At 52.3% G+C, this 17026-nt stretch carries 14 protein-coding genes and 3 pseudogenes; 4 read left to right on the forward strand and 13 right to left on the reverse strand.

Annotated features, from left to right (window positions below):
- Positions 1 to 8 precede the first annotated feature (8 nt).
- The 3 genes and pseudogenes from ABLN94_RS21560 to ABLN94_RS21570 all read right to left on the reverse strand — a co-directional run bounded on the left by ABLN94_RS21560 (position 9) and on the right by ABLN94_RS21570 (position 2281).
- Positions 9 to 518 carry a hypothetical protein gene (locus ABLN94_RS21560; RefSeq protein WP_352996317.1) on the reverse strand — a complete coding sequence of 170 codons (510 nt, stop codon included), beginning with the start codon at positions 516 to 518 and terminating at the stop codon, positions 9 to 11.
- 332 nt (positions 519 to 850) lie between these two features.
- A pseudogene (locus tag ABLN94_RS21565) lies at positions 851 to 982 on the reverse strand (IS6 family transposase); the annotation flags it as partial.
- A 57-nt stretch (positions 983 to 1039) separates the two neighbouring features.
- Entirely contained in the window at positions 1040 to 2281 is a 1242-nt protein-coding gene (locus tag ABLN94_RS21570) for a cytochrome P450 (RefSeq protein WP_352996318.1), read from the reverse strand.
- A 128-nt stretch (positions 2282 to 2409) separates the two neighbouring features.
- On the opposite strand from ABLN94_RS21570, the pseudogene ABLN94_RS21575 reads away from it, so the two are divergent.
- Positions 2410 to 3113, forward strand: a pseudogene (locus ABLN94_RS21575) (IS6 family transposase).
- A 508-nt stretch (positions 3114 to 3621) separates the two neighbouring features.
- Positions 3622 to 4401, forward strand: a complete 780-nt coding sequence (locus ABLN94_RS21585; RefSeq protein ID WP_352996320.1) for a hypothetical protein — start codon at positions 3622 to 3624, stop codon at positions 4399 to 4401.
- 6 nt (positions 4402 to 4407) lie between these two features.
- Here the strand turns inward: ABLN94_RS21585 and ABLN94_RS21590 are convergent, their stop codons facing one another.
- The 6 genes from ABLN94_RS21590 to ABLN94_RS21615 all read right to left on the reverse strand — a co-directional run bounded on the left by ABLN94_RS21590 (position 4408) and on the right by ABLN94_RS21615 (position 11858).
- Entirely contained in the window at positions 4408 to 5082 is a 675-nt protein-coding gene (locus tag ABLN94_RS21590) for a potassium channel family protein (RefSeq protein ID WP_352996322.1), read from the reverse strand.
- A 477-nt stretch (positions 5083 to 5559) separates the two neighbouring features.
- A complete protein-coding gene (locus ABLN94_RS21595; protein WP_352996324.1) occupies positions 5560 to 6663 on the reverse strand; it encodes a Fic family protein in 1104 nt (367 codons plus the stop codon).
- Positions 6664 to 6817: 154 nt separating this feature from the next.
- Positions 6818 to 7873: a helix-turn-helix domain-containing protein gene (locus ABLN94_RS21600; protein WP_352996325.1), complete on the reverse strand. Its 1056-nt coding sequence runs from the start codon at positions 7871 to 7873 to the stop codon at positions 6818 to 6820.
- Positions 7874 to 8079: 206 nt separating this feature from the next.
- The gene (repB, locus tag ABLN94_RS21605) at positions 8080 to 9054 is read right to left on the reverse strand and encodes a plasmid partitioning protein RepB (protein ID WP_352996326.1); all 975 of its coding nucleotides are present in this window, start codon (positions 9052 to 9054) and stop codon (positions 8080 to 8082) included.
- Between the two features lies 1 nt (position 9055).
- Positions 9056 to 10237 (reverse strand): plasmid partitioning protein RepA, encoded by a 1182-nt coding sequence (gene repA / locus ABLN94_RS21610; protein WP_352996328.1) that lies wholly within the window; start codon positions 10235 to 10237, stop codon positions 9056 to 9058.
- 565 nt (positions 10238 to 10802) lie between these two features.
- Entirely contained in the window at positions 10803 to 11858 is a 1056-nt protein-coding gene (locus ABLN94_RS21615) for a tyrosine-type recombinase/integrase (RefSeq protein ID WP_352996329.1), read from the reverse strand.
- Positions 11859 to 12139: 281 nt separating this feature from the next.
- Between ABLN94_RS21615 and ABLN94_RS21620 the strand changes: the two genes are divergently transcribed.
- A protein-coding gene (locus tag ABLN94_RS21620; RefSeq protein WP_352996331.1) for an IS6 family transposase occupies positions 12140 to 12819 on the forward strand; the annotation gives its coding sequence in 2 pieces (ribosomal slippage) (positions 12140 to 12293 and positions 12293 to 12819; 681 coding nt in all).
- Positions 12820 to 12827: 8 nt separating this feature from the next.
- Here the strand turns inward: ABLN94_RS21620 and ABLN94_RS21625 are convergent.
- The 3 genes and pseudogenes from ABLN94_RS21625 to ABLN94_RS21635 all read right to left on the reverse strand — a co-directional run bounded on the left by ABLN94_RS21625 (position 12828) and on the right by ABLN94_RS21635 (position 14244).
- Positions 12828 to 12986: a hypothetical protein gene (locus tag ABLN94_RS21625; RefSeq protein ID WP_352996333.1), complete on the reverse strand. Its 159-nt coding sequence runs from the start codon at positions 12984 to 12986 to the stop codon at positions 12828 to 12830.
- 20 nt (positions 12987 to 13006) lie between these two features.
- Positions 13007 to 13087 (reverse strand): annotated as a pseudogene (locus ABLN94_RS21630) (IS6 family transposase); the annotation flags it as partial.
- 140 nt (positions 13088 to 13227) lie between these two features.
- Positions 13228 to 14244: an MBL fold metallo-hydrolase gene (locus tag ABLN94_RS21635; RefSeq protein WP_352996335.1), complete on the reverse strand. Its 1017-nt coding sequence runs from the start codon at positions 14242 to 14244 to the stop codon at positions 13228 to 13230.
- 752 nt (positions 14245 to 14996) lie between these two features.
- On the opposite strand from ABLN94_RS21635, the gene ABLN94_RS21640 reads away from it, so the two are divergent.
- Positions 14997 to 15233 carry a hypothetical protein gene (locus ABLN94_RS21640; protein ID WP_352996337.1) on the forward strand — a complete coding sequence of 79 codons (237 nt, stop codon included), beginning with the start codon at positions 14997 to 14999 and terminating at the stop codon, positions 15231 to 15233.
- A 714-nt stretch (positions 15234 to 15947) separates the two neighbouring features.
- On the opposite strand, the gene ABLN94_RS21645 is transcribed toward ABLN94_RS21640, so the two are convergent.
- Positions 15948 to 16844 carry a LysR family transcriptional regulator gene (locus ABLN94_RS21645; protein ID WP_352996339.1) on the reverse strand — a complete coding sequence of 299 codons (897 nt, stop codon included), beginning with the start codon at positions 16842 to 16844 and terminating at the stop codon, positions 15948 to 15950.
- Between the last annotated feature and the right edge of the window lie 182 nt (positions 16845 to 17026).

A 17026-nucleotide genomic window follows, 5' to 3' on the forward strand; every position in this document is an offset into this window, starting at 1 on the left:
GTCCTCATTTAGTCTGATGACGCAGGCTCTGGCTGCGCATCCTGGCAATCATTCAATTCACTCAATGCCTGCTTTGTTCCGTCCAGAGGTATTTCAACCATTTCGCCGCCTGTCTCGCCAACGCTAAGGGTCGATTTCCGCGCGAATAAATCCTCAACTTCAGGATTGTTTGTAAAAATCCGGCTTCCTGCCCAGTCGCCTTCTGTGATTTCCAATGCAGTGCCTTCGAAAAGATCGCTTCCGAAATCAACATCCACATTCATCTGTTGTCCGGCTACTATGTCGCTCCATTCCTGGCTAAGAACCTCTAAGTAGTAACCATTTTCCAAGGGCCGCAGCCCAAAGCGAACTTTGATGCCCTTGTCAAACAGACGCTCCATGAAACATCCGTCGTCAGTATTGGTATCCACTAGAATTTGCCAACCACGTGTTTCACTCCAAATCGAGGCCGAAGTGACAACACTTGGGCAGAATGAAAGCAAAACCGTCATAAATTGGAGCAAGAAAAATCTGAACATGCGTGCGCCCCCACTCACCGATCAGATCATACACGATTACGACCGTTGCTCAAAATATGGTGATAGCACAGAGTCATAGATAACGAATTGATTTGTCTTGGGGGATGCTTGTCGCGACTGGTCTTAGCGCCGGCTTCTACGAAGTTTACGCATTCTTTTGAGTCTTGCACCCGTCTTAATAGTGAACGGCTTTTTTTTGATGTCAGCGTCGTGTGCGCAATAGTTATGAGGTTACGGTTCGATCACATCAGGAAAGTTGATAAAACTGGATAGATAAAGGCTGAATGAAACATATTCTTGCGACACACGGAATTGTTTCTCCCACTAACTCAGCGCTCAGCGAGAAGATCCTCAACATCGGCGATGTTGAACGCAATGCGATGGTACACCCAAACGGCATAGGCGATGGTTTCGCGCAGAAAGCGAATACCCTTCAGGCGTGGCAGTTTAGGCGGTATCTTCATGCGTGACGCATAACCAGGTCAGAATGCGCAAACAGGTTGGCAATCTCCGTGTTGCGCCTATGGTTTCAATCTCAAATCCAGCCGTTCGAACCCGCGCACGCCCATCTGTTTGCTGAAGGTCACGGCCTTATGCGTGTCAGCCAGACGTAGAGCGGGAAAGCGTGTGAAGAGGCGCTCCAGCGCGACCTGGGCCTCGATCCGAGCGAGTTGCATGCCAAGACAGACGTGCAATCCGTGCCCAAATCCCAGATGCGCATTCGGCCGCCGATCCAGACGCATCTCTTCAGGTCTGTCAAACCGGGCCGGATCGTAGTTGGCACCGATCAGAAGCGCCGATACCCGGTCACCTCGCTTGATAGGGACGCTTTCGAAGTCGAGGTCCTCGGTCGCGAAATGCGGCTTGGTCATAAGGACCGGAGTATAGAAGCGCATAAACTCTTCGACGGCAAGCGATAGCCGCGCCGGGCCCGAGACGATGGAAGAAGGTGGTTCCGGCAGATCAAGCAAGCCGACGATCGCATCCGAGATGAGATGAACCGTCGTTACGTGGCCGGCGGCAAATAGGGTGAAGACCATCGACAGAAGCTCGTTCTCGCTCAGCATGTCGCCATCGGCCCCGACACGAGTTAGTTCGCGGATCAGTCCGGCAGGCACGCGCTCGGGATCGGTGCGGACCTCTTCGAAAAGTTTCCGAAAATACCTCACAGTCCGGTAGAGTCCCGGTAGCGCCCGAGAGAGTGTCAGAACTCCTCTTGGTCGCGAGATGGGTGAGATCCACCGTGAAACTCGCGGTCGATCTGCCTTCGGCAAGCCGAGCAGAGCGCAAATCGCCATCAATGGCAGGGGTGCTGCATAGGCCCGGACGATCTCGACCGGCACGTCAGTTGGCAACGGGTCGAGCAGCCTGTCTGCCATCACAGCCAGTTCGGGGCGCATGTCCTCAATGGAATGCCGCGAAAAAGCGTGATCGACAAGAGAGCGAAGACGCTTGTGCTCGTCACCATCCTTGGCCAGCATTGATTCCATCAGCGGTCGGATGAAGGGCGGCATCCACCAGAAATAACGCTGAATCGGCTTTCCGCCCGCCGCTGCAGGGTCGCGGCTGAAACGACTATCCTTGAGTAGGCTACGGGCCGCCTCGTCGCCGGTCGTCAGAAACAGCTCTCCGAAAAGTGGCAGGCACGTGCGAACCAAGGGCCCCTCGTTGCGCATCCGGTTCAGAACTGGTGACGGGTCGGCAAGGAATTGTGGCGCCGTAAGATCATAGAGAGACAGGTCGTGGTCATTTGATCGAGGCATGACCGAACGTAACGGCAGCACAGAGGTCGCGTCAAATCTGGCCAGTGGTATCCAGAAGCACAACGCAAAGCGGTCTTTTCAGAAGAACTTGCATTGATGCAGGCAGGGGGCCTTCGTAGCCTCGCCCCATGACCAAGCCAAGCCCATTCAAAATCTTCAAGACCAGTGCTGTGATCATTCGTCTGGCCGTGATGCTTTACGTTCGGTTTCCCCTTTCGCTTCGAAATGTGAAAGACCATCTGCACGAACTTGGCATCTAAGTAAGCCACGAAACAGTCCGCTGGTGGAACCGTTTCGGCCCTATGTTCGCATCAGAAATTCGCAGAAAGCCGGTCCAGAAAATGCGGGCATAATCAGAAGCGAAATGGCATGTCGATGAAATGTTTGTGAAGATTTTTGGTAAGCGGCACTACCTGTGACGCGCCGTTGATCACGAAGGCAAGGTGTTAGAAGTCATTGTAACTAAACGCCGAAGTAAGCAGGCAGAATTGAAGTTCCTCAAGAAATTGATGAAGCGCAAAGGTGCTGCGGATGAAGTCGTCACGGATCGATTTGCGTCATATCGAGCCGCGCACAAAGAAATTGGTGCCAAGGAAAAACAACAGAAGGGCAAGTGGCTTAACGACGGGTTGAGAATTCCCATCTGCCATTCCGACGGCGAGAACGAGCAATGCAGCGTTTCAGGCGGATGCGAAGTTAGCAGAAGTTCGCCGCCGTTCATTCCTCTGTCTACAACCACTTCAACCAGGAAAAATCGCTCACCAGCCAAGATACCTTCAAGCTGATTCGGTCCGCCGCTCTTACCGAGTGGCGCGAACTTTGCGCGGCATAAAGGACAGCTCTACTAGCTTAGCTAAGACTGGTTAGAATTTGTTTAACAGCCCCGTTTCGTGATGATTGGCGGCGTTCAGGCTCAGCAACCGGGCCTCTTGCTATTGGATGAGTCGACCAATCACCTGGATATTCATCATCAACTGTCAATCCTGAGTTGTGTTCGGAACCTCAAGGTGACGACGGGGAGGGCGCTGCATGATCTGAACCAGGCAATGACTTGTGACCAGGTGGCCGTTTTGTCCAAAGGGCGCTTGGTTGCTTATGGGCCGGAAGCTGATACGCTCTGGCTCACCCACAGAGGTCTGCTAAGCGGACATTCCTGCCGTTTCTTTCTACGTTGGACGTGGACAGATCTTCATATGTTGTACTCTGGCGTGCTGAGTCGCAGCCTGCGGTGTCTTGCACTCGTGTAAAGAGTAACACGCTCCCGAACCATTGGGTATTGACCGCATCAGTTGATGTTGTGGCATCGCACACGTATCGTTTCTGGTGCAACGGAAACCAAAATGGTGATACCAGCTATGGCATTTATGTCGGTATTAGAAATCGTTCTGTGGTTTTTTCTCCCTGCCATTGTGGCTATGTTGCTTTATTGGACTGCGCATATGCTGGTGGCAAAGCATGCCTCTGAATCCACAATGGATGCTGCCAAATGGGCGTCGGTTAGAGTGGGGGCCATCCATGCGCTGATCCTCGCCCTAGCCTTTTCCGGATTGAGAGCAGAGCACAATGAATTGCAAGAAGGGATCGACAATGAGGCTCTGGCAATCGAGCAATTGTACCGAGGACTGGAAAGTTTCGGAACACCACAAGCCCAAAAAATTCAAGCGAATCTAGCAAACTATACACGGCTGGTCATTGAAGAGGAGTGGCCAAGCATGGTGGCTGGAGCACCACTGGAAAAAGCCGATCTGCTAGTAGACACGATTTATCGTCAGATCATTGAGTTGTCGGGCAATACCAATAATTCGGGGCTGGCTTCGACCTTGTTGAATGACATAAATGATATCGAAAACGCGCGGGGTCAGAGGAGTTTTGACATTGACGAACCCATTAGTGTGGTGTTCTGGCTGATTGCGATTGTCGGCTTAATATTGACTTGTGTGTCTTTCTTCCCGACGCCCTATTCGTCTTTTAGATCCCTGTTTCTGGGCATGTTCGCAGGTATTAATGGGCTGATCTTCTTTGCGATTTCAGAGTTCTCCCATCCATTTTCAGGCGTGTTTCCAACCGAGCCCACGCCCTTCGTGGAGGTATTGGAAAGGACTATAGAGGCTGGAGGCTGAGTGAATTCAGTTGCCGGTCTTTTTGGCGAACAAACTGACCAGCCGTGCGACCACCACGGCGAGATAGAACTGGCCGATCAAAGCCTGAACGACAGCGGCACTGGCAATTCTTGCGTTGTCGGGAGTGATGTCACCGTATCCGAGAGTCGTCAGTGTCACGAAACTGAAATAGGTGGTGGCAAAGCCTCGCAGGTCCGGATCATTCTGGGAAAACCCGAAACCGGCCTCATAAACTTCGCCTGCCATTCCGAGCAGATTGTAAACGGCACCGAATGCCAGGCCGATCAACAGATACACACTGAGGGCATTCAAAACCACGCGCCATGTGACCGTACCCGTCTCGTCAAAAACCCGAAGCAATAAAACTCCCGACAAAGAGACAGCAAACAGCAGGTCGCACCAAATCACTATGCACTCAAGGATCGGATTCCGGTCCTGCGAGATCGTGTCCAAGACGAGAGCGCCAATTCCGAAGGCCAGAACGGGAATCAACCGGAAACGCTGCGAGCTTGAAGCCACGGCAGCCGACAGTATGATGGTCAGAAAGACCGCTTCGAAAAACTGTTCGGAAAGCTCAGATCCCTGAGCGAAAGGCCACCCCAAGATCATGAACAATAAGGCGGGAAGCAATGCGACCTCGGCCAGCGTGGCATAGGTCGGCGGTTTCAGCGCTTGACTCATATCACACGATGATATGGTTCGCGCCGGAAATTTGCGACCCTGAAATTGTTAAAGCTATCGCATTGGATAGCAGGCAACGTTGCGCTTAATGTATCCAAAGGGTTCTGTTGCGAAGTTTTTTGCTGACCGAAGAGGTCACTTCGGACCAACGGGATGTGTCGCCAACATGATCCGAAAGCAGCAATTCCCCAACTCCACGACCTCCGTTTTTTGGCTGTTTGCCAAGATCGCAGGATAGGTGTGTCCAGTAAGTCGTTGGTGCTGGCCGCTTCCAAAGTTTGCGACACATCCCTTTGCCGAAACTCAAAATGAAGTTGGTTTGAAGCTTCTGGAGCTGCCGACCACCGATTCCGGTTACATCTAACGCCTCGTCAAAAAGTGTTCCCAAATAGAGGTCCGCTTTGAATAACTTTGGGTCACACCTTTGCGCCCGCAGCGAAATTCCGGTTCCCGCCGTTCGTGCCGTACTTCAGCCCCTTACCCGTTCAGCTTTAGCCAATAGCGTGTGTATCGGAGTTCACCAGTTCGGGTCAGAGCCCCCTTCTCTACCAGGTCCTGCAAATCCCGCGTCGCCGTCGCGCGCGACGTTCCGGTGATCGAGATATAGTTCTCAGCACTTAATCCCCCTTTGAACCCATCCGGTCCAGCCTTGAACAAACGTGCGATTACTTTGCTTTGCCGGGCGTTGAACTGATCACGAAACCGGTCATAGAAATGCGTCTTGGATATAAAGAATCCAACCCGCTCAAGCGTCACCTGCTGTGCTGTAAGGACTGTCGTGGCAAACCAGATAAGCCATGGTGTAACGTCCAGTGTCTTTTGATGGCGTTCGAGCTGATCGTAGTAAGCCTTCCGCTCTCTCTCGATCGTGAAAGCAAGAGCAATCAGACTTGGCTGACCAATGTTTTGCGCCAGGGACTTTTCAGCCAGCGCCCTACCCAACCGGCCATTGCCGTCTTCAAAAGGGTGAATGCTCTCGAAATACAGATGGCTCAACCCCGCTCGGATCAGTGCGCGCAATGGTTTGGGACCATCCGGCGCGGTCCGGTTGAACCAGGTTACGAACTGGTCCATTTCAGCCGGAACCTGATGTGAAGGTGGCGCTTCGAAATGCACCGTTGGGCGGTCGAGCCTGCCTGAGACGATTTGCATCGCATCCTCATGGCTCCGGTATGATCCAATCTTTTCCAGATGCCTATCATGGGACAGAAGCATGTCATGCCACCGAAACAGGGTGTCGTGTGACAGTGGTTCCGAATAGTTGGAATAAACATCCACCATCATTTCAGAAACTCCCTGCTCGCGCGGTTTGGATGGATAGCTGTCGGGAGCCAATCCAAGATGCCGACGCAAGGAAGATTGCACGCTGAGTCGATCCAGCATCTCACCTTCGATCGCGCTGGTCTTCATCGCTTCTTCGCTTAGCAGGTCGATACGAAATTGATCTCGATCCGATGAGTTCACATGATGAACCGCTCCAAGAACTTCCCCTGAGGACAACAGGAACTGTTGCTCGTATGGTTCGAGTCTTGCGGCGTCGTAACGAAAATTCGGCCAATCATGGCTCTGCCAGTTCCACATCGTGAGGTATAAGCCTCCTTTCTATAGCTCACCATTTATGGATATGTGATTTATAGAGGTCAATCCTATTGCTCACCTTTTTTCAAACTCTTCAATTTGATCATCGATTGGATGTGTATTCTGAAAACGGTAAATCTCATCCTCTTTCCCAAATTTACGTAGTATTGGAGGTTCGCGAGAGCATTGCTTTTGGAGACAACTCACCGTTTTCGATCTTAGCCAGCAATGATATCAGGTAAGCCCCTGGAGATTGTATGTTTTCAGCACGTTGAAGGATGTAACCGAGAACGATGAAGCGAATAGCTGGGCCGAAGGTTGATTTCATTGCATACCAGGTTTGGCCAAGCCGTAGATACTCGGCGATATCATCCATAAGCCTATCACAGTGGTGCTGATCTTTCGCGTAGCGTAGTTCTAAGCATAGCCGTGGAAAACTGCGCTCCATTTGGTCTGGAGAAACCTGAATCTGAGAAAGTTTTTCTTTCTTAACTTCCGGATTCAAAGAGTCCTCTTTGTGCCCCTCAATTTCACTGTCACTGGCCCTCAAATTTTCTGTATCTGTCTGTGTTATCTCGGAGATTTCCACAGAGATTTCTGCCAGAAGCGTGCTGAGTACACTCGCATCTGGTTTGCGACGCAGAGCATTGCGTACGGTGGTCATCAAATCAGAGATCGCGGTGTCATTTGCTACGAGGTCCCTAAGGCGCGCCAGAGCGGCGGAAACCTTGTCGCGGAGTACAGTGAACTCGAGAACGCGATCAGCATGCCGCTGGGCTTCTTGGATGAACTCCGCATGCCTTTCAGACAATGGCATCAAGGACAGCCCAGTTGCGGTGACCACCCTGCCCTGTCGATCCCGGCGCGCCCATCGCTTGCCGTTTGCGCTTATGACGCGGCGGATAAGTCCAAGCTCAACCAGCGTCGATATATGACGCTCAACGGTCTGTACGCTGACATGAGTTCGTTTGGCGATCGCCGCGTTGGAAGCGAAGCAGATGTGATGATCATCCTGGTCCGCAGCAATCTGATCAACGCCCACAAAGGAAATCATCGCTCTCAGGACATTGAGAGTTGTGGATTTCAACCCAAGTGGTTCTCTGGCCTCTTCAACGGCGCGAAGAAGGTTCCATTTTTTGGACGTAATAGCCCCCTGCCCTGCCGTTCCCGACAAGGTTGCTCCATTTGGAGCCAATGCAGTTAGTGTTTTCATGAAATTTTGTCAGCAGACAAAGAAAACCTGTTCACCCAGAGGCGTTTTTTATTGTGTCGTGATTCGCGGGCTGTTAGGGTTTAGGTGTCTAATCTATAACCACTAGTTGGTTTTCAGCCCTCGGAGCCTCAGGTTTCGGGGGTTTCTTTTTTGCTTTTCTCCTCTTTGCTCGTTACCTCATGTAGAGTTAACACTTGTTAACTCGCTTAGTCCTCGGCGCTTTCTTTGAAACGCTCGTAGGAATCTTGAATGAGTTGACCAAGGTTGTCCGAAAGCCAGCTAGTGTAGGCTTCATTGTCCCCTGCCCTTTTGATCGTCATGTTCACCGCAGAATTGCTGGTCTTGATGACAACGTCGGGCGCCGGTCGGACTTCCTGTGCTTCTTTCTTAGGAGTCAAGCTGCCTAGGAGCCCGTTTAACCGATCGTCTGAATTAGCAACGTTGAGCGTCTCCAGGAGCTTCTTAGCCTTGTCCGCTGTTATCACCCCTTTCCGCAACGCATCGGCGAGTGCTGTCCATTTGGGTCGCCCGGATTTCGGTGCTGGGCCAATCATATCCCCGAGATCGTCCGGAATATCGTTTGTGACTCGCTCCAACTGTGACAGCGTGTTCTTGGAAATCGCTAGCGCTGTGATCGCTTCCGAGCGGTCATACCCCTGGTTTAGAATTTCGCGTGCGAACCGGGCTCTTTCGTAATAGCTGAGGTCAACCCGGGAAGAGTTCTCCAGACCCTTTGCCTGAAGCGCTTCCTTATCATCAAGCGTCCTTACCAGCGCGCGAACTGGCTGGTTTAGGTGCTGACAAGCTAAGATGCGACGGCGGCCGTAGATAACCTCGAAGTGACCGTCGACTTCCTCGGAAGGACGCAACAGGACGGGTACCTGTTGGCCTCCTGCATCCTTGATGCTTTCAGCAAGTTCCAGAACAGCTGAATCGACGTACGCCTCGGCGTCAGAGTTAACAGGTGTTAACTCGATTCCAAGCCTGTCTTTCGGGCCCCAAGGCAAAATGAGTGAGGTATCGATGTCTTGGATGCCACCGGCTCCAACACGGACCGATGCAATCGTACCGCGTGGAAGTGCCGCATTGGCGCGTTCCGTTTTTGTAGGTGGAATTGGCGGGTTTCCTGCTGCCGCTGCAATCGCTGCAGCCATGCTGGTTTTGTTTTGTTTAAGTGCCATTTCAACGGCCCCACGCGGTTTGAATCATGTTTGAAACTTCGTGCCCGACGGCATCCATGCTTGAGCGGGCGCGATCATAGGTCGACCGCGTCATTTCTGATCGAACGACTTCGTACATTGTCATTTTCAGCATCGCGGCATCAGCAATGGCAGTGCTTCGTAGCGCAGTTGCACCGATCACCCGATCCTGAAACAACGCCCGCATCAGGCTGACAATTTGCTGAGACGGGGTATCTGAGGGGTCGTCCCGTGTTATGAGAAACTGGAAATTGTCATGGACGATCGGAATCCCGGAGTTTTCAAACTCTTCAAGGTACGCCGAAGTCATTTCAAGAAACTGCTGTGTGGAGGCTACGTCCAACATGCTCGGTGTCAGCGGCACAATCACAGACGTTGCCGCGAACAATCCCGCCAGCGTCAGGAAGCCTAAAGAAGGCGGGCTATCGATAATGATCACATCATAGTCTGTCTCAACCGTCTCGATTGCGTTAGCGAGCCGATTATAAAAGGGGACACCTTTTCGGGCGTAGACAGCGGTTTCTGTTTCAAACTCTGACAAGATCAACTGGGCGGGGGAAAGGTCCAAACCCGGGAAGTAAGTGGCCCGAATGCAATCGGACATCGGGACCGGATCCTCGTAGCGTAAAGCGTCGTAGATCGAGTTACCCTCAAATTCGATCTCGGGCTGAATACCGCAGAATCCGGTCAAGCTGCCTTGCGGGTCAAGGTCGACCGCCAGAACGCGATAACCTTGAAGCGCAAGATAGTGACATAGGTGAATGGCCGAAGTGGACTTTGCGCTACCGCCTTTGAAGTTCATAAGCTGAATGACCTGAAGCCGGTCGCCATCGCGACGACCGGGCAGGTATTTTCCAGGCTTTCTGGAGCTGCCTTCAAGGATCTGGCGCATCACCGAGATCTCGGCTCCGGAGTAAAAGCGTCGACCATTCTTGTTGACTTCCGGCTCTGGAAGAGAGCCCTCGGCATGGCCTTTTCTAAGGAACTGCCCGGTTGTGCCAAACAGGTCGGCAACTTCTGTCGCACTGAAGAGACGGAGGGTCTTTGACAACTCGGGAGAATACGCCTGAGTCAAGTGGGTCGTCAGTGCAACTTGTAGACGATCAGAGATTTCACGTGTAACGTGAGACTGCGTATTCGCAGCAATGGGGGTGGTCTGTAACATAGTTGCAGTTTTCCTGCTCATTTTTGTATGGTTGCGCAACTTGAGTTCATTTAGGCACTCGTATTCCGATTCATGTCAAGAGAAAAATCAATAACTTGTGGACCGTTTTGCAACCAGCACAAGCGCCCTGGAGTTAACAGCTGTTAACTCCAGGGCGCTTGTAGCACTCCAAAGGCGATTAGTGACAGCAGGTTGCCAGTCCGAATTCGATCTCAGAGCTCGCATTTAGGGCAATCAGGCATCAAGTGCGATGTCTTATTTTGACTAAGCGACGATCTACAACTCGTATAATAAAGCAGTCGCTCCTTGCGTAAATTACAGGCGGGAACCTCAATTAGGCGCAAAGCCGTAAGGCGTTTTGGTACCGGATAGGTGGGTGCTCTTGGCAGGTTTCGACACATTGTCCGGCGTGTTAGGGCAGGGCGGGTGTCCATTTTGACTGCAGAGTCGCTCAGTTGACGAATTGTCCCTGTAGTTACATCTTTTCAGGTTCTAACCTATGGGGAGATGAAAGCGTTGATCAAACAAATGATGGGGTGGCGGATCAATTGAACCGTTGCTGACCTCACCCCAACAAGTCAGCCGCCGGATTCTCAGCAATGTCGACATCGTCATAATATTTCTGGGCCTGCGCAATGGAGCGGTGCAGGGAAAGGCGCATGGCGGCCTGGATCGGGGCACCGTCCAGCGCAGCCTGGGTCAGGAAGCCGGACCGCAGCCCGTGGGGCGAGGCAAAGTCATCGGGTAGCCCGGCCAATGTCAGTCGATGCTTTATGATCTGATAGATGGCGTCGGGGCTGAGGCGGCGCTTGAGGACGCGGTCAGTTTTGGAGATCGGGCGGAAGAGGGGGCCGTCACTGATCTCACCCACCTCGATCCAATGCACCAGCGCCTGCGCGGCACGGGTCTTCAACATCAGCCGCGGGGTTTCGCCCTTTTGGGTGGTCTTGGTCTCCAGCAGCGAGATCCAGACCACACCGCTCTTATCGAACTCCTTGAGAGAGACATCCTCGCGCATGAGGCCAGTGATCTCTGACCGGCGGCGGCCACCGCTGGCCCAGCCCAGCATCAACAACGCCCGGTCGCGGCAACCCCGGCGCGATCCGCGACAGGTGGCCAGCAGCTGTTCCAGTACATCGCGGGTGATCGGATGCTGCGATTTCGGGGCAGGGGGGCGGGCGGCGGCGCGTCTTGCCTTGGCCCGGGCCTGTTTCACCTGGGGGGCTTTAAACGGGCTGGCGAGGTTCTTCATCCGGTGAAAAGCCAGCCAGGAGGCGATGCGCCGGTCCAGCGTCGACGGGGCAGGGCAGGCCAGCGATTTGCGCAAGCCCTGCGCGATCAATGCTTCCGCCGTTTGACGCGCGATATCTTCTTCTGGCGCGCTGCTAAGATCGCGCGCATGATCGAGAATGAAGGCCAGTGCTGTGGCCTCAGACTCGGGCCAGTCCAATGCGGCGCTGAACCGGGCAGATTTCCACGCTGTGATATAGAGCAGGTCGCGCTCATAAGCGCGCAGCGTGTTGGCAGGCGTGCCGCGGACGTAAAGATCGGTCAGCGCCTGTTGATCTGCCGCAGAGAGGGCAGGGGAGGGGGTGGGAAGATAAGGGGCAGGCGCTGTCATGGGCGTCATTCTGCGCGGTTTTCCCGGCAAGGTCAATCAGACGTGATAAGCGATACTTATCAGGTATAATGGTGATATGAACACCCAACAGATCTAAAGAGCAAAAAAGTCTGTTTTTGCGCGTAAAAAGGTCAAAGGTGCTGAAAATCGTTAAAATCAAAGTTTGAGACACAATCGGTCTGCTCCTGTCATTTGGAGCTCTGTTGCAAACTTTTGGAAATTGACGGACTGGTGGCTGGCAGGTGAATGACTTACGGCCTTAACCAGCTGAAAGCCCACTCATGATTTCCTTCCAAGGCGCACAGTATCCGAAGGATGTTATCCTGTTCGCGGTCTTCTTCTACGTTCGATATGGTGTTTCCTACCGCGATCTGGAAGAGATCATGGTCGAACGAGGTGTTCCGGTTGACCACACCACGCTGAACAGATGGGCACGCGATATTCCGGCGCAATCGCTGAAGCGGCGCGTCGGCGGAAAGAGCCATGCGACCGCTCCTGGAGAATGGACGAGACTTCCATAAAGGTGAAAGGTACGTGGGTCTATCTTTACCTTGCCGTAGGCAAACATGGCAAAACGCTTGATTTCATGCTTTCAGAACGTCGCAACAAACCTGCCGCCACAAAGTTCTTTGCCCGGACACTGGAGGACAACGGACTTCCGAGAAAGATTGTCATCGACAAAAGCGGAGCTAACACGGCTGGCATCAAGGCCATAAACAAGATGTTGAAAGGCTTTGGTTGCCCGATCTCAATTGAAATGGTCAGGCGGAAATACTTGAACAACATTGTGGAACAGGACCACCATTTCATCAAAAGACGAACCCGCCCGATGCTGGGGTTCAAAGCCTTCACATCAGCAGCTGCAGCGTTGGACGGAATAGAAGTGGCGCACATGATCCGCAAAGGTCAATTAACGTCCGGACTCTGTCCGTTTCGCCAATTCGCGGAACTTGCCTCTTAATCCTGCTGCTACAGCGCGTTCTCTTCATCCAACCGAAACTTCGCAACAGTACTGATCGCCAGATACGGCCCGAATCCGGCGGTCACGTCACCCGCGAAGAAATTAACCCCCAGCAATTGGCGGTTCAACGGCGTGGAATCGAGTGAGTCCGTTAATACTTCTGTCATGATCCCGCGCGAAACTACGTACCTCGCTCGCCCATAATTTCATTAAGATCCCGGTCTGAAACGCCGTACCGAACGTAGAAGAACACTGCGAACATGATCACATTCTTGGGTTACTGCGCGCCTTTGAAAGAAATCGTGGCCTGACTTCCGCCTTGATAGTACCCACTGCCATTCACTCGCAAAACTCATGGACCTCGAGGGCCAAAGTTCGCAGCAGAAACCCATACAGCTCTTATGCAAACTATTGGTGCAAGTCAGGATAGGTCCGCTTCCAGTTCTGCACCCAAGGGTAGTCGGCCCAAATAACCATGTGGTCATTGACTGTGTAGATCGACGGATAGGCTAACCCCTTGGCCGACTGTTTCCGCTCACGAATGGACTGAAGCGCGGTTCTGACGTCCTCCACATCGCCGATGGTCTGTTTAGGTGCGCCCTGCTTGGTGATCAACCGATGTCCGCTGTAAATGCGGATGTCATCATTCGTGGAGTCTTTTATGTAATTGGCCGTGTATTCAAGATCGGCCATGCTGCCGTTTGGGAGTAACTCAAGGAGTATGGCTTCGGTTATGACGTCACCGGTAAAAATTATATTATTTTCTTTATCATAGAGTGACATGCTGCCATCGGTGTGGCCTGGCGTATAGAGGACCTTCAGCGACCGCCCCCCAAGATCGATTTCGCTGCCGGGCTTCAACCACTCCGCCACGGTAAGTGTCGGCGCTTCGATTCCTTCCACCCGCCCCAGATGCTGAAGCGGTGTTGGCGTTAGTTTGTCATTGACGGCCTGAGCGCGAAGGTGCGGCAGGTCTATCAACGCAACCCGTTCGAAGGTGATTTCGTTGCCGACATGATCGTAGTGGAGATGCGAGAAACCCACAGTGAGCGGTTTGTCGGTCAACGATTTCACTACCGGTCTAATGTCGCGGATCCCGGGACCTGCATCCAACAGAAAGGCTCGTTCCTCGCCGACTATCAAATAATTGAAATTGTGCTGCCAATAGCGCGGTTCGCCAATTGCATAGGTGTTTTCGGCAATTTTCTCAACGATATAGTAGTCGTCAAACCACGTAACATTCGGACCTTCGTCTCGTGCCTCGAGCAGCGGACGCGGCTCGTCGGAGGAAAGCGCAAAGATCAAAACATGAAACCTGAATGTGAAAAGAAGAGCGATGCCAGCAATCAGCAAAATCGCAAAGGCGGCAATGAATTTCATCCATTTTCGGCCTCGCTTCAGTATTCTGACGTCATGCTTGTTCATTCATACCTACCTTTATCTCAATGCTATCTGCTTGCTCAGTAATTTAACTTCCAGCTTGTCCGCCTCGGACTGTGTCACGTGGACTTGACTGCCTCTGGGAAAGCTCCAAATGAGAAAGTTCATTGCCGGGTTGAAGGGGCCGGTTTGAACAATCGGACCGAGAACGGTCGCCAACTTCGTGTCCCACTCGAAGACGTATCCGGGGATGAGACGGTTCGCGAACTTGATGTAGTTACAGCGCAGTAACATCTTTTCCTTCAGAAGCTGGTTGCCGGAGTCGTCCGAGGCGTTCATCAAAAAACGAAACCGACGCAAAGTCTTCGCAGATCTCGCGTCCCTCTCGGCAGCGCACGCCGCGATACGCTGTTTTTAGCAGTGATCGATATGGCGTTCGCTTTTCTTGATGTCTGCATGCTGGCAGTATCTCGTTTTTCCCTACGTAACTCAGACGGTTTTAGGCTATCTCCCTACTTTCAGGACTTTGCCAAAACAACCTAAAGTAGATAAATTAGGGTCGACGCTGCTTTGCTTGTCAATAATCCACCTGATGGTATTCCAATTTTGCATTAATGAGGTTGTGTGGTTGTGTCGCAAAATATTATGAAAACCAGTGTCGGCGTCGTGCTGGACGCAGTTATCCTGCGATCTCGGCAAACATCCGAAAACCTGAGGGGATGCGTCGCTAACTTTTGAAATGACCAGAGGGTTCTGAAGGTGTAGACGCCTCCATTCAGGTTGTTTGCAAACCCACAATGGCACACCGAGGCCAGCGGGGGCGTCTACACCTTCAGAACCGGTTCAGTGCCATCGGGGCGGTCGCTCCGCAGCAAACATATCTGTTCCAATCTGATCGCAACTTCGGGACGCTGAGCGGAGGGTTGGATATTGAGATGAGCGAGGACTTCAACATTTCGATGCTCGCTGAGGCCGCCTTTTCAGAACATAGTGAAACTTATGGTGGTTTCCTTCGGCTCACCTATAAGTTCTAAGCTCGAACCGTTTTTGCTACGTCAACTTCCTGGCCGCCTAGGAATGCCAATTCTCAGGATTCAAGCGAATCCAATAGCGGCATTCCAGGCGGCAAAAGCCACGAGGTGGTGACATCGGATTGTTAAGGCTGAACGACGACGAGCTGGGACACGGAACCAATTCCGAATGGCAGTGTTGCAAACTTTTTTCTGGATTGATGAGAATGTGGGATCCGACGTTTGTTCCCGTCAAATAGAGTTCGAATAGGATTCAGTATGAACTCATTGAAAGGCTGCCTGTTGAACGTCGCACAAACTTGACCCAACCGTCATAGTTAGACCAGAAACAAGGGGACGATCGGCATCATAAGGCAACCCAAGTCAAACATTCTGTTTCTATGAAATCGACCGGTGCTTCACAATAGGTCCCAAACGCAACGACTTGGATGTTTTAGACCCAGTCGGGATATCCGGTTTGATACACATTCCGCAATTCGGTTGCGGAAAAACCAGTTGCTCCAGGTCAAAAATGCGTAGCTTTGCCAGCTTTTGCCTACGCAGCAATTGCTGACGCCCACGCTTGCCAGCGGTCCCCAGACCATCTCAGGGTCAGACGAAATCGACAGCAATCCGCGCTGCTTCAACGCGGTGTTATACGAAGGTCAGTTCTTGGTCATGTAGTTCGAAGGGTGCCAACTACTTTTTTCGTCCAGCTATCTCTCTGGATGCAAACAGTTAATCTCCGACGTGATTTACGCAACAAAGCCGCAGCCACTCTGAAAAGGTTTTTGCGGCAGGTTTTCTCGTTGCTCTTTTTGGCATTGCGACTGAGTACCAAACACATCTGATCTTACGCGGGTCCATTTGAACAAGAGTGCCTTTAAGCATCTCTTTTTCACATAAGAAGTCATCGGCCAAAATGATACCCTCGCCATCCAACGCGGCGTCAATGGCTAGGGATAAGTCAGAATAGAGGCGTCCCTGCTGCCAACGATTACTACCGGGTTCATGTGTAAGATACCATTGATGCCAAATTTCATGGCCGTTATCATGGATGAGCGGCACTTCATTCCAATTCACACAACCTTCTTCCCCAATCAATTGGTCACGAACACGTGGAGCGCAGGCCGGGTACCCATCAATTGGAAACAGGCGGTGGATTCGTGCCCCGGTCGTTGGCAACCGCGTCTCGAAATGAATGACTAAATCAGCGTGACCGTCGCCCAGTCTGGGCGGTTGCCACGCAGGGCGCAAGTCCACGTTGATCTTGGGATATTTTTCGCAAAATTCGGTGACCCGCTTTCTGAGCCATTGTGAGGCCAAGGCCGGCTCTGCGCTAACGATCAGCGTGTCTTTTTGGGTGGTGCGCAGAAGATCACTACAGGCATCCTTAAGGGTTTGCATCCCGCTAGAAACGCGGGGCAGCAAGGCCCGACCGCTTTCGCTGAGCGTGATACTATTGCCTGAGCGAACAAACAATTCAGCGCCAAACCAATCTTCCAGTGTTTTCACGTGTTGACTGACTACGGAATGGCTGACGTTTAGTTCATCTGCGGCCTTGGATATACTTTGATGTCGCGCCGCTGCCTCAAAGGCCCGCAGTGCGTTTAGATGTCGGAGTGAAGAGTTCATGTCGCAGGCGTAGCTAAAACAGACGCTGAGTGCCAGTTTTTCCTGATTATCAGAAAACGGCTAATTCGCTACCCATTGGACAACTTACGAGAGTCGACAGGAGACCGTATTGCCTTATTTTCGGCACCCCCCCAAAACCAATCACTCGCTAATGGTGAGTGACCTTCACAAATAATATGGAA

The organism is Ruegeria sp. SCP11 (genome assembly GCF_040329455.1).
Classification (GTDB): Bacteria; Pseudomonadota; Alphaproteobacteria; order Rhodobacterales; family Rhodobacteraceae; genus Ruegeria; species Ruegeria atlantica_E.

Bases quoted from the DNA above. Each gene is read 5' to 3' on its own strand.
- ABLN94_RS21560 (WP_352996317.1), bottom strand. From the start codon at position 518: ATGTTCAGATTTTTCTTGCTCCAATTTATGACGGTTTTGCTTTCATTC.
- ABLN94_RS21570 (WP_352996318.1), bottom strand. From the start codon at position 2,281: ATGCCTCGATCAAATGACCACGACCTGTCTCTCTATGATCTTACGGCG.
- ABLN94_RS21585 (WP_352996320.1), top strand. From the start codon at position 3,622: ATGGTGATACCAGCTATGGCATTTATGTCGGTATTAGAAATCGTTCTG.
- ABLN94_RS21590 (WP_352996322.1), bottom strand. From the start codon at position 5,082: ATGAGTCAAGCGCTGAAACCGCCGACCTATGCCACGCTGGCCGAGGTC.
- ABLN94_RS21595 (WP_352996324.1), bottom strand. From the start codon at position 6,663: ATGTGGAACTGGCAGAGCCATGATTGGCCGAATTTTCGTTACGACGCC.
- ABLN94_RS21600 (WP_352996325.1), bottom strand. From the start codon at position 7,873: ATGAAAACACTAACTGCATTGGCTCCAAATGGAGCAACCTTGTCGGGA.
- repB (WP_352996326.1), bottom strand. From the start codon at position 9,054: ATGGCACTTAAACAAAACAAAACCAGCATGGCTGCAGCGATTGCAGCG.
- repA (WP_352996328.1), bottom strand. From the start codon at position 10,237: ATGTTACAGACCACCCCCATTGCTGCGAATACGCAGTCTCACGTTACA.
- ABLN94_RS21615 (WP_352996329.1), bottom strand. From the start codon at position 11,858: ATGACAGCGCCTGCCCCTTATCTTCCCACCCCCTCCCCTGCCCTCTCT.
- ABLN94_RS21625 (WP_352996333.1), bottom strand. From the start codon at position 12,986: ATGACAGAAGTATTAACGGACTCACTCGATTCCACGCCGTTGAACCGC.
- ABLN94_RS21635 (WP_352996335.1), bottom strand. From the start codon at position 14,244: ATGAACAAGCATGACGTCAGAATACTGAAGCGAGGCCGAAAATGGATG.
- ABLN94_RS21640 (WP_352996337.1), top strand. From the start codon at position 14,997: ATGGCACACCGAGGCCAGCGGGGGCGTCTACACCTTCAGAACCGGTTC.
- ABLN94_RS21645 (WP_352996339.1), bottom strand. From the start codon at position 16,844: ATGAACTCTTCACTCCGACATCTAAACGCACTGCGGGCCTTTGAGGCA.